The following is a 12,257-nucleotide window of genomic DNA, read 5'->3' on the forward strand; positions in this document are numbered from 1 at the left end:
AGATCGCGTCATTTTTTCGCAACGTGGCAGAATTCCTGACCGGGCCATTAGGACTCTGTAAAAAAGTTACAATATCTGGACAGTCGGGAAAATATCCTTACAAAATTGGCTTCACACTGACCGCCCAGATCGGAGTATCGCACTTGTCCCTATTCCTTATCGCGGCCCTTCCCTTCCTTGGCGCTGTTTTTCCCGCCCTGCTGATCCGGGCAGGCCGGAACGCAGCCGCCTCCGCCGCCGGGTTGACCACATTCCTGGCCCTGATGGGCTTGTTGATTCATATCCCGTCAGTGATGCGCGGAGAGGTGGTGACCGCCCGGTTCGATTGGATACCGGGGCTGGGTCTGAACGCAAATTTCATGCTGGACGGATTGGGTTTTTTGTTCGCGTTGCTGATCCTGGGCATAGGGTTGCTGATCATCCTTTATGCAAGGTTCTATCTGTCGCGCGAAGACCCGATGGGGCAGTTCTTTACCTATCTTTTGCTGTTTCAGGGCGCGATGGTCGGGATTGTCCTGTCCGACAATATCCTGCTTCTGCTTATTTTCTGGGAACTTACATCGCTCAGCTCATTCCTGCTGATCGGCTATTGGAAGCACCTTCCCGAAGGTCGTCAGGGCGCGCGCATGGCCTTGGCTGTCACTGGCTCTGGCGGCTTGGCGATGATTGCCGGGATGCTGATCCTCGGCAATATCGTGGGGTCCTACGACCTCAGCGTCATTTTGCAGAACAAAGAACTGATCCAGGCTTCACCCTACTACATGCCTGCGCTGATCCTTATCCTGCTGGGCTGTTTTACCAAGTCGGCGCAGTTCCCGTTTCATTTCTGGCTGCCGCACGCCATGGCCGCGCCGACACCGGTTTCGGCCTATCTGCACTCTGCCACCATGGTGAAAGCCGGCTTGTTTCTGATGGCACGGATGTGGCCGGTTCTGGCCGGTACGGATGCGTGGTTCTATATCGTGGCCACCACGGGTCTGGTTACCATGCTGATCGGCGCGTCTATCGCGTTGTTCAAGGACGATCTGAAGGCATTGCTGGCGTTTTCGACCGTATCGCATCTGGGCCTGATCACCATGCTTCTGGGCTTTGGCACAAAGATTGCAGCCGTCGCTGCCGTGTTCCACATCATCAACCACGCGACGTTCAAAGCCGCCTTGTTCATGACCGCCGGGATCGTGGATCACGAGACCGGCACGCGCGACATCAAAAGGCTGGGCGGCTTGCGCCACCTGATGCCGATCACCTTCACCATTGGCACGATTGCCGCCCTCTCGATGGCCGGGCTGCCGCCTCTGAATGGTTTCCTGTCCAAAGAGATGATGCTTGAGGAAACCGTGCATACCACATGGCTGCACTCTCATTACCTGGTGCCGGGGCTGGCGCTGTTGGCTGCGTTGTTCTCGGCCGCCTATTCCTTCCGCTTTGTGAGTCACGTTTTCCTTGGTCCACAGAGGGAAGATTATCCGGCCCATCCGCATGACCCGCCCGTTGGGTTGTGGATCGCGCCTGCATTCCTGGTCGTACTTGTCATCCTGATCGGCCTCTATTCCGCTGCCATTGTCGGACCTCTGGTTGCAGTGGTGTCAAGCGCAGTGATTGGCGGCGAGAAGCTTCCGTATTACTCGCTGAAACTCTGGCATGGCTTCACACCGGCCCTTTACATGTCGGTCGTGGCGACTCTGGGCGGTCTGTTCCTGCTGGCGCTGCACAAACGGGGTGAGCAGGTCTGGAACGCCCTGCCCCGCCCCGAAGCCAAACAGATCTTCGAAGCAATCATAGAAGCGCTGACCGGGTTGAGCCGCTGGATCACGGATGAATTGCACAACGGGGTCCTCAGCCGCTATGCCATCATCTTTGTCGCCTTTACCGTTGGCCTGGGTTATTACGCGTATTCGACCGGGACAATTGGTATTGAAACCCGCGTTCCGCTGCCGGCTCAGATCATTCCGATCATTGGCTGGATCTGCCTTGTGGGTGCGACGCTGGGCATCATGTGGTTCCACCGGAATCGTCTTCTGTCGCTGGTATTGATCGGTGTTGTCGGCCTGATCGTTTCGATTGCCTTCAACTATCTCTCGGCCCCTGACCTTGCTTTGACGCAAATCTCGGTCGAGGTGGTGACAATGATCCTTTTGTTGCTGTCGCTGAACTTTCTGCCGACCGAAACGCCCTGGGACAGTTCGGCGGCGCGGCGCTGGCGGGATGCGGCGATTTCCGTGGTCGCGGGCCTTGGTACCGGTGCGCTGATCTACGCGATGATGATGCGCGATTTCGCTTTCCCGACGATTTCAGAGTTCCATCTGGCCAATTCCTACAAAGGCGGCGGCGGCACCAATGTGGTCAATGTGATCCTTGTCGACTTCCGGGGTTTTGACACCTTTGGCGAGATCATCGTTCTGGGCATCGCCGCACTGATCATCTTTGCGCTGACGGAATCCGTGCTCAGCACCAACGTCCGCAGCTATCTGCTGAACCGCAAACCGCACTGGCCTCAATCCGGCGACTCTCATCCCTTGATGATGGTTGTGGTTACCCGCGTGATGATGCCGATCGCACTTATGGTCGGGGCTTACATCTTCTTCCGCGGGCACAACCAGCCCGGCGGTGGCTTTATCGCCGGACTTATCGTCGCCATCGCTTACCTGATGCAGTACATGGCCAGCGGTTATACCTGGGCCATCGAGCGGCAGAGGTTCTATTACCACGGCACCATCGGCTGGGGCGTTCTGATCGCCGCAGCAACCGGACTGGGCGCGTGGTTCAACGATCGTCCTTTCCTGACCAGCGATTTCGGCTACATCGACTGGCCTCCGCTGGAGGAGTTCGAATGGGCCACCGCCATGCTGTTTGATACAGGCGTATTCCTAGCGGTTCTGGGTGCGGTCATGCTTGCATTGGACAGCCTGTCCCGCTTTGCGTGGCAGCCGGGAATGGCTCAGGAATTCCCGATGGATATCAACCCACTGCGGGATGATCTTCTGGAAGAAAAACAAGAGAAGGAGCAGTCCTGATGGAAGCGCTCGTAGCCTCCGCCGTTGGCATCATGACTGCCGCCGGGATCTTCCTGATCCTGCGCCGCCGGACGTTTCCGGTCATTCTGGGCCTGTCTCTGATCACATACGCGGTGAACGTCTTCCTGTTCGCGACCGGACGACTGGCGCTGAACGCGCCAGCGGTTCTGAACAAGTACAAGGACGTGCCCTATACCGACCCTCTGCCACAGGCGCTGGTCCTGACGGCTATCGTGATCTCGTTCGGGATGACCGCCGTGATCGTGATGATCTCACTCAGCGCATACCTGTCCGCCAAAGACGACCATATCGACATGACCGCCCAGGACAGTGTTGACGCGCCGGGAGATGACGCATGAACCACTGGATCGTTGCGCCGATCGTCCTGCCCGCGATTCTGGCCCCGTTTATCATCATGGTCCTGCGATACCACCTGGACCTGCAACGTATCTTCTCGGTCGCGGGTGTCGTGGCTTTGCTTGGGATTGCGCTGACGATCACGGCTCAGGCCTCGGGCGGGGACATTCAGGTGTACGAGCTTGGCGACTGGCCCGCCCCCTTTGGCATTGTCATGGTGCTGGACCGCATGTCCGCAATGATGGTTCTGCTGACCGCCCTGCTGGCCCTGCCGATCGTGCTGTATGCCATTGCGTCGGGCTGGGATGACCGGGGCAAGCATTTCCACGCGCTGTTCCATTTCCAACTCATGGGCGTCTGCGGGGCCTTCCTGACCGGCGACGCCTTCAACCTTTTCGTGTTCTTCGAGGTTCTGCTGATCGCCTCTTACGGCCTGATGACACATGGCGGTGGCGCGGTGCGGTTGAAAGCGGGTGTGCAGTATGTGGCGTATAACCTGTTGGGGTCGACCCTGTTTCTGTTTGCCCTCGGTACGATCTATGGCGTGACCGGCACGCTGAACATGGCGGACATCGCCGTGCGCGTTGCAGAAATTCCGGCCGAAGATACCGCATTGCTGCGGGTTGGCGCAGTGCTGTTGCTGCTGGTCTTCTGCATCAAGGCTGCCGTTCTGCCGCTGCATTTCTGGCTGCCCGCCAGCTATGCCAACGCTCCGCTGCCTGTTGCTGCCCTGTTTGCAATCATGACCAAGGTCGGGGCCTATTCGATCCTGCGAATGTACACGCTGGCCTTCGGCCCCGACGTCGAAGTCACGCAGGGTCTGGTTGGCGAGTGGCTGCAACCTGCGGCGCTGCTGACGCTTGCGGTCGGTGCCGTCGGCATTCTGGGATCGCAGCATATTGCCCGCATGGTTGCCTTCTGCGCCATTGCGTCCATGGGTACTTTGCTGATCGCGATTTCTCAATTCACGCCCGGCGCGACGGCAGCCGCCCTTTATTACGTGTTTCATTCGACACTTGCGACCGCGTTGCTGTTTCTCATTGCTGACCTGATCATGGAACGGCAGGGAGGTGCCATAGCCCCCAAGCCACCGATGCCGCAAAGCGGGTTGATAGCTGCATTGTTCTTTGTCGGCGCCATCGCGATGGCTGGAATGCCGCCGCTGTCCGGCTTTGTAGGCAAGCTTTTGGTTCTGGACGCTTCGCGCGATGCATCCGATGCCACCACGGCCTGGGCGGTTATCCTGATTGGATCATTCGTCACCATCGTCGGGCTCGCCCGCGCCGGGACGCTGATTTTCTGGAAAAGCTACGACGCTGAGGTTGTCACAGCCGATGAAACCGCCGAAGGCGATGAGGCGCCTGCCCCCGCCGCCCCCGAACCGCAACCCGGCCTTGCCTTTACGGCTGTGTTCGGGGCCGTGGCAGGTCTGATCCTGCTGACCCTGTTCGCAGGTCCGGCTCTGGAGTACACGAGCAAAACCGCAGAACAGTTGTTTACGCCTGAAAACTACATCTCTGCCGTATTGGGAAGGGAAGAGTGATGAAACTGCTGCGCCGGATTTTCCCGCACCCACACCTGACGATTTTGCTGACGCTGGTCTGGATTCTGCTGGCGAACAAGCCTTCGCTGAACTCTCTGGTATTTGGCCTGATCCTCGGGATCATCATTCCTTTCATCACACAGCCATACTGGCCGGATCGTCCCAAAGTGCGCAACTGGCCAATGGTTGTGGAATACATGCTGGTGGTGCTTTGGGATATCGTGGTTGCAAACGTAACAGTGGCCCGGATCATCCTGTTCAAGCGCAATGATGACCGCCAGCCCAACTGGGTCTGTGTCCCGCTTGAGTTGCGCACCCCCGAAGCAATCACCTTTCTGGCCGGGACCATCACGATGACTCCCGGCACCGTCAGTTGCGATCTTTCGGCGCAGGGGCACAACCTGCTGGTACATTGCCTCGACGCACCGAACCCTGACGAGGTGCGAGACCAGATCAAGCAGCGCTATGAACGACGCCTGAAGGAGATTTTCGAATGATCGACTACGCGATTTATTTTGCATTTGCCTGTTTCGGTGCGGCGATCATGATGTGTCTGTGGCGGATCATCACTGCTGACGGGGTTGGCACTCGGGTTCTGGCCTTGGACACGATGGTGATCAACACCATCGCCCTGATGATCCTATATGGGCTGGATCAGGGCACCGAGATCTTCTTCGAGGCCGCCATGATCATAGCCATGCTTGGTTTTGTCTCCACCGTGGCCTACGCGCGCTTCATGTTGCGCGGCAATATTATCGAGTGAGGGCGGGATGACATTCATCGTGGAACTGCTGATCGCCTTTTTCCTGATTGTCTCGGGTATCTTCGGCTTTGTCGGGTCTTTTGGCATGATCAAGTTGAAAGACCCAATGTCCCGCCTGCACGCGCCGACCAAGGCAACGACCTTGGGGGTGGGTGGCGTGCTTTTGGCCTCGATCGCACATTCTGTTTTTCTGGAAGGAAAGCTGTCCCTGCACGAACTGCTCATCACGCTATTCCTGTTCCTGACCGCTCCGATCACGGCCCTGTTCATTGCAAAATGGCACATACACCGTCATGAAATACCAGAAGACCTGCCGGATGCTGGCGAGGATGAGCTTTGGGCCACCCACGCCGTCGAGCAGGTCGAGGACGTCCCGGACCATAGCGCGAATTGAAACCTATGCATATTCCCCCACTGCCCCTGACCCGCGATCTGGTTCTTGTTGGCGGAGGTCACACCCACGCGCTGCTGCTGCGCAAATGGGGGATGAACCCTTTGCCCGGGGCGCGGGTGACCGTGATCAACCCCGGCCCGACGGCCCCGTATTCCGGAATGTTGCCAGGTTACATCGCAGGGCACTATGACCGGTGGGAACTGGACATCGATCTGGTCAAACTGGCGCGTTTTGCAGGCGCACGGGTCATTCTGGGCTCGGCCGACGGACTCGATACCGATCGTCAGGAAATCCATGTTCCCGGGCATCCTCCGGTTGGTTTCGACGTGGCATCGGTCAATGTTGGCATCACGTCGGACATGCCCGCAATGCCCGGCTTTGCGGAACATGCGGTACCGGCCAAACCACTGGGGCCATTCGCGGCAAAGTGGGCGGCTTATCTGGAAGGCAGCGGCCCTGCCTCGGTCGTCGTAATCGGCGGTGGAGTCGCCGGAGTTGAACTGGTCATGGCGATGGCTCACGCGCTCAGGGCCAAAGGTCGGACAGCACAGGTTACACTGATCGACAATGCCTTCGCCCTGACGGCCACCAAACCCAAGGCGGCAGCGACGATCCGGCAAGCCATGCGGAATCTTGGTGTAGAGGTGATCGAAAACGCGGCAATCAGCCGGATCGCTTCGGATCACGTCGCATTGCAGGACGGGCGCACAATTCCCGCCAATTTCGTGACAGGAGCGGCCGGAGCCCGCCCGTATGACTGGATCGAAAAGACCGGGCTGGACCTTGAGGATGGCTTCATCCGGGTGAACAGCTACCTGCAATCCAGCGATCCCGTGGTTTTTGCCGCCGGTGATTGCGCCCATCTGACGGACAATCCCAGACCCAAGGCCGGAGTTTATGCAGTGCGCGAAGCACCGGTTCTGTTCGACAATCTGCGCGCGGCGCTGGGGGCTGGGCGGATGCGCAGATATGTCCCGCAGAAAGATTACCTGAAACTAATTTCGCTGGGCGGCAAATCAGCGCTGGGTGAGCGGTTTGGGTTGTCCTACAGCGGAGCGATGATGTGGCAATGGAAGAACCACATCGACCAGACCTTCATGAACAAGTTCCGGGACCTGCCGCAGATGAGGCCCCCTGCGCTGCCGCGCGCACGTGCCGCCGGACTTGTCGAGGCGCTGGGTGAAAAACCGATGTGTGGCGGATGCGGTGCCAAGGTCGGGCGGGGTGCATTGCAGGTTGCGCTGAAATCGCAGCCCGCCCCCATTCGCCCGGACATCACCCCCCTGCCCGGCGATGACGCTGCTCTGCTTCAGACGGGCGGAGTTCAGCAGGTCATGACATCCGATCACCTGCGGGCTTTCACCAACGATCCTGCGCTTATGACCCGTATCGCGGCTGTTCACGCCTTAGGCGATATTTGGGCCATGGGGGCCACGCCTCAGGCAGCCACGGCAACCATCATCTTGCCGCGCATGTCTTCTGCCCTGCAAAGCCGAACCATGTCGGAAATCATGTCGATCGCAGGAGCCGTCATGCGGGACGCCGGTGCCGAGATTGTGGGCGGACACAGCTCCATGGGTGACGAGATGACGATCGGCTTCACACTGACCGGGTTGTGCGAATCCGCCCCGATCACACTGGCGGGCGGGCAACCGGGGGATCGTCTGATCCTGACCAAACCCATAGGAAGCGGTGTTCTTATGGCGGCCGAGATGGCCGGCCAGGCCAATGGTGCCTGGGTCGCCGCAGCCTACCAGCAGATGGTGCAGCCGCAGGGCAAGGCGGCCCGCATATTGGCCGGGGCCCATGCGATGACCGACGTGACCGGGTTTGGTCTGGCCGGACATCTGCAAGGCATCTGTGACGCTTCCGGATGTGGGGCCATGATGGACCTGGGTGCCGTGGGCGTGATGGATGGCGCGCAGGAGCTGACGGACCGGGGTGTTCGGTCAACCCTTTTTGCAGACAACCGGGCAATAGCACCTGCCCTGCCCGCCGAGGGCAAAGCCGCCTTGATGTTCGACCCGCAGACAGCAGGCGGCCTGCTGGCCGCGGTCGCGGCAAAGGATGCCGATACCGTCCTGCAAGACCTCAAGAACGCTGGCTATCCAGCCATGGCAATCGGCGAACTCACCGAAGCACCGGGGCTGCGTCTTCAAAGCTGATCCAGCAGGGTTTCGATCCGGGTCGCTGCCTCGCTCAGGCCGGCGTCGCTCAGAACGGCGATCTCAATATCGGCCAGCACCTCGACGGAACGAGACCGCCGCGACTTTGCGTATGCCGGGTCGTAATGCTGCTCCATCAGGGCCCGGGTCAGCACCTGTTTTTTACCTGCATTGATCAGCTGCACCCAACCATCAACAACCTCGTGCCCACGATGAGAACGCAGCGGCGACAGCCGTTCTCGCAACCGGTCGCTGTCTGACAGGATGTCATCATAGGCCTGAACCAGATAGGCGGCACGCGCCTCGAGCGGAGCCGAGATGTTCACCCGCGGGGCTGCGCACAAAGCGTTCCACAGGCTGGGTGGCAGTATCAGGCTGCCGATCCTGGAAGATTCCGCTTCGATGACAACCGGGCCCGCCGTATCCATCGCACAAAGCGCCCCAGCCAGAGCCGATTCAAAAGCTTTCTGGCTGGGCTGCCCGCCCGGTCTTTCCCCCAGCAGGGACCCTCGGTGATTGGCCAGTGCTTCGAGGTCCAGAACCTGCACCCCGCGTGACTGCAAAAGTGCCAGCAATTCTGTCTTGGCCGTTCCGGTATAGCCATCCAGCGCCACCAACCGATGTGGCAACGGATCATCGTACAAATACGCATTCACCAGCCTGCGGTAGGTGCGATAGCCGCCCTCGATCACATCCGCCCGCCAGCCGATCTGTTGCAGCATCCATGTGAACGACCCGGAACGCTGTCCGCCGCGCCAGCAATAGACCAGAGGGCGCCAGCTGCCCTCATGGTGGCTTAGATGTTGCTCGACGTGGTTGGCCGCATTGCGGAACACCAGTGCGGCCCCGAGTTTGCGCGCCAGAAACGGGCTCTCCTGTACATACATGGTCCCGACACGGGCGCGTTCCTCGTTGTTAAGAACCGGCAGGTTGATCGCGCCAGGCAGATGATCTTCAGCGAACTCTGCCGGGCTGCGCACATCGATGACTGTGTCAAAACCATGGGCGTAAAGCTGTGTCAGATCAGGAAAGTTCAGAGCCATGCCGAAGGTCTAGCTTGCCGCGTTTGCAAAGGAAAGGCCGCACGCCCTCACACGTGCAAAGGCTCGATCAGATCAGGCCCGCTGGCCCGGTTCGAGTTCACGACCGGATCAACGCGATGAAACGTCAGCACATCCTCTGCCCCCGGCTGCATCAGACGAGCAGCCCCCTTTCCCGCTTCACCCAGCCACAATGACCAGTGCTCGGGTTCAAGGATCAGCGGCATCCGATGATGGATGGTGCCAAGGTTTTCGTTGGCCGCCGTTGTCACGATGGCACAGGTGCCCTGACGGTTTTCATCCACCCCCCAGTCCTGCCAGATCCCTGCAAAAGCAATGGGGGCGCCATCCCTGCGATGGATGTACCAGGGCAAGCGCGTTCCCTCGTCCGTCTTGGTCCATTCGTAAAACCCTGTTGCGACAATCAGACAGCGGCGTGATCGGCAGGCATCGCGAAAGGCGGGCTTTTCCGCCAAAGTCTCGGCACGTGCGTTGATCAGCAACGGGCCGGCAGTTTCCGTCTTGTACCAATGTGGCAAAAACCCCCAGCGCAGCGCATCCAGATGACGGCCTGATTCACCACCCCGCACCACATGCACCTGATTTGTCGGACACACGTTGAAATTCGGGACGGTTGGCAACGCATTAGCCGGGCGCGCGGAAAACAGCTGCGCCATCGCGTCATTGGGAAGAGTTATTGCAAACCGTCCGCACATGGTAATGGACCACCGTTCCAATCCTGGTTCTGACACAGGACCTTACTGGATTGCATGGAAAACCAGAAAACGCGATCCCACAAGAGCAAAGCGGCGGCCTTTTGGGAGGCTGACAAGCGTCCACAGGTACTGAAAAGACCCCACGGGGGCTCAAAAAGTTCCCGAAGAACTCGGACTATCAAGCCTTTTCCGGCTTCGTTTTGACCGGGGTGAAGCTGTAAGGAAAGCCCTGCTCACATTTCACTGAAGCCTCGTGGACAAAGCCCGATGATCCGCAGTTTGCCGAGAAATCGGCGAACGCGCTGATACACACGGATCAGGTAACGCGTGCCTTGGCTGATACCCGAAAAGGAAATACAATTCCCAGACCACCGGGACCTTGTGCGGGTCATGGACGAGAGTAGGCGTGAGGGGGAAACTGGAGGTCAATTGCCCGGTTCACCACCCGCAAACTGGCCTCAAACTCCGACAACCCGGAAGTGCCTGCAAAAACGCGTGCAAGCTTGCCAACCGCCAGGGGTTCGTCCAAGTCAATCCGGGGCTGGCGCGAGGTCGCGGATCAGATCAAACCGATGCTTGACGGCCTGGGCTCGGAACTCTGGCCGGAATACGATTTCAGTTGATCCGTGGAAGCAAAAAAGCCGCATCATGATGACGCGGCTTTTGTCCTTTTCGAAAACAGAGTCACTACTGCTTGATGCGCCCATCAACATAAGGCTGATACGGAGCATTTGCCGCCAGGTATTCCGCGGTTACATCCGCAAGATCCGGACCGAAATCATAGGCGTTCTTGTCATCGCCCTCGAACATCGAATACCCATCGCCACCATTGCGGACGTAATTGTTGGTTACGACCAGGTAGGTTTTGTTCGGGTCGATCGGAACAAACCCATCGCCTTCGGCGACCATCACATCAATGATACGCCCTTCGTTCGGCGCTACACTGGGATCCCAGGTAAAGCGCAGGCCAGCGACCTGAGGAAAACGCCCCTTCACGTCTTCCACCTGACTGACGCCATTTTCCAGCGCGTCAATAACGGTCTGCCCGTTGATCTCAAAAGTGGACAGCGTGTTCTGGAACGGCAGCACGGTCAGCACTTCACCCATGGTCACGTCTCCGGGGTCGATAGACGCCCGCAAACCACCCGAGTTCGCGATGGCAATCTGTACACCCTGATCGGCAACCCGCGCCAGCATCGCATCAGCAACAAGATTACCCATCTGGCATTCCTGTACACGACATACAGAGCGGTCCCCCTCGATGGCCTCGGCCGCGCTGGCGACAACCTTGTTTCGGATTTCATCCAGAGGCTGAGCAAGTTCGGCGATCCGATCCAATGCGGCCTGATCCTCGGTCACGGTGTTGTCCATGATCAAGGGTTCACCAACGGCTTCGACCACATTGCCGTCGTCATCAAACGTGACGTTCAGTTCGCCCAGAAACTTGCCGTAGGCATAGGCTTGAACGATCTGCACACCGTTGACCACCGTGGGATACGGGCCCACGGCCTTGTCCGATGCATTCGAAAGATAGGTGTTCGAATGCCCGCCAACGATCACGTCGACCCCGCTTGTCTCTGCCGCGACACGCTGGTCAACGCCATAGCCCGAATGGCTGAGCACGATGATCTTGTTGACGCCTTCGCCCGTCAGCTTGTCGACCTCGGCCTGAACAGCCGGTACCGGGTCTGAAAAGGTCACGTTGGGACCGGGCGACGCAAGTTCATGCGTATCGATCGGCGTCAGCCCGATCAGGCCAATCTGTTCGCCACCCACCTCGATCACAGTAGATTTCTTGATGTGGTCGGTCAGAAGCTCTTCGTCGCGAATATCGGCATTGGACATCAGGACCGGGAAATCGACCGAGTCGATAAAGCCACGCAGCACTTCCGGGCCGTCGTCAAACTCGTGGTTGCCCACGGTCATGGCGTCATAGCCCAGCTTGTTCATGAACTCGGCAGCGACCTTGCCCTTGTAATACGTGTAGAAAAGAGACCCCTGAAACTGATCGCCGCCATCCACCAGAATCGAATTGTCGGCACGATCACGTGCGTCTTTCACGGCAGTGACTAGGCGCGCCGATCCACCAAAGCACTTTCCTTCGGCATTGTCTTCCGCGTCGCATCCGCTGTCGTATTTGTTGATCGGCTCGAAACGAGAATGAAAATCGTTGGTGTGCAAAATTGTCAACTTGTAGTCGGCTGCCGCAACTCCGGCGGTCAGGCCCAGAACCGCGACTGAAGTCAAAATTCGGGTCTGCATCAT

10 protein-coding genes are annotated in these 12,257 nt (G+C 58.8%); 7 read left to right on the forward strand and 3 right to left on the reverse strand.

Features of this window, described 5'->3' with window-relative positions:
• Positions 1–143: 143 nt before the first annotated feature.
• From ACR0DJ_RS09640 to selD, 7 genes are read left to right on the forward strand one after another with little or no spacing between them, the layout of a single operon-like run.
• Positions 144–3,014 carry a monovalent cation/H+ antiporter subunit A gene (locus tag ACR0DJ_RS09640; RefSeq protein ID WP_425077945.1) on the forward strand — a complete coding sequence of 957 codons (2,871 nt, stop codon included), beginning with the start codon at positions 144–146 and terminating at the stop codon, positions 3,012–3,014.
• A complete protein-coding gene (locus tag ACR0DJ_RS09645; RefSeq protein WP_117869526.1) occupies positions 3,014–3,373 on the forward strand; it encodes a Na+/H+ antiporter subunit C in 360 nt (119 codons plus the stop codon). The genes ACR0DJ_RS09640 and ACR0DJ_RS09645 overlap by 1 nt, the downstream gene beginning before the upstream one ends.
• Complete coding sequence (locus tag ACR0DJ_RS09650; protein WP_425077944.1) at positions 3,370–4,914, forward strand: monovalent cation/H+ antiporter subunit D; 1,545 nt, start codon at positions 3,370–3,372, stop codon at positions 4,912–4,914. The genes ACR0DJ_RS09645 and ACR0DJ_RS09650 overlap by 4 nt, the downstream gene beginning before the upstream one ends.
• Complete coding sequence (locus tag ACR0DJ_RS09655) at positions 4,914–5,411, forward strand: Na+/H+ antiporter subunit E (RefSeq protein WP_170347218.1); 498 nt, start codon at positions 4,914–4,916, stop codon at positions 5,409–5,411. Before ACR0DJ_RS09650 ends, ACR0DJ_RS09655 begins: the two co-directional genes overlap by 1 nt.
• On the forward strand, positions 5,408–5,677 hold the full coding sequence (locus ACR0DJ_RS09660) for a K+/H+ antiporter subunit F (RefSeq protein WP_152457439.1): 270 nt from the start codon (positions 5,408–5,410) through the stop codon (positions 5,675–5,677). The genes ACR0DJ_RS09655 and ACR0DJ_RS09660 overlap by 4 nt, the downstream gene beginning before the upstream one ends.
• A gap of 7 nt (positions 5,678–5,684) precedes the next feature.
• The gene (locus ACR0DJ_RS09665; protein WP_480684718.1) at positions 5,685–6,071 is read left to right on the forward strand and encodes a Na+/H+ antiporter subunit G; all 387 of its coding nucleotides are present in this window, start codon (positions 5,685–5,687) and stop codon (positions 6,069–6,071) included.
• 5 nt (positions 6,072–6,076) lie between these two features.
• Positions 6,077–8,236 carry a selenide, water dikinase SelD gene (gene selD / locus ACR0DJ_RS09670; RefSeq protein WP_480684719.1) on the forward strand — a complete coding sequence of 720 codons (2,160 nt, stop codon included), beginning with the start codon at positions 6,077–6,079 and terminating at the stop codon, positions 8,234–8,236.
• Here the strand turns inward: selD and mnmH are convergent.
• From mnmH to ACR0DJ_RS09685, 3 genes are all read right to left on the reverse strand, one after another.
• A complete protein-coding gene (mnmH, locus tag ACR0DJ_RS09675; protein ID WP_480684721.1) occupies positions 8,227–9,279 on the reverse strand; it encodes a tRNA 2-selenouridine(34) synthase MnmH in 1,053 nt (350 codons plus the stop codon). The genes selD and mnmH overlap by 10 nt on opposite strands.
• 47 nt (positions 9,280–9,326) lie before the next feature.
• Positions 9,327–9,992, reverse strand: coding sequence for an SOS response-associated peptidase (locus tag ACR0DJ_RS09680; RefSeq protein WP_170347222.1), 666 nt, complete (start codon positions 9,990–9,992; stop codon positions 9,327–9,329).
• Positions 9,993–10,679: 687 nt separating this feature from the next.
• A complete protein-coding gene (locus ACR0DJ_RS09685; RefSeq protein WP_480684722.1) occupies positions 10,680–12,254 on the reverse strand; it encodes a bifunctional metallophosphatase/5'-nucleotidase in 1,575 nt (524 codons plus the stop codon).
• Between the last annotated feature and the right edge of the window lie 3 nt (positions 12,255–12,257).

This window comes from Ruegeria sp. BF10 (assembly GCF_056538725.1).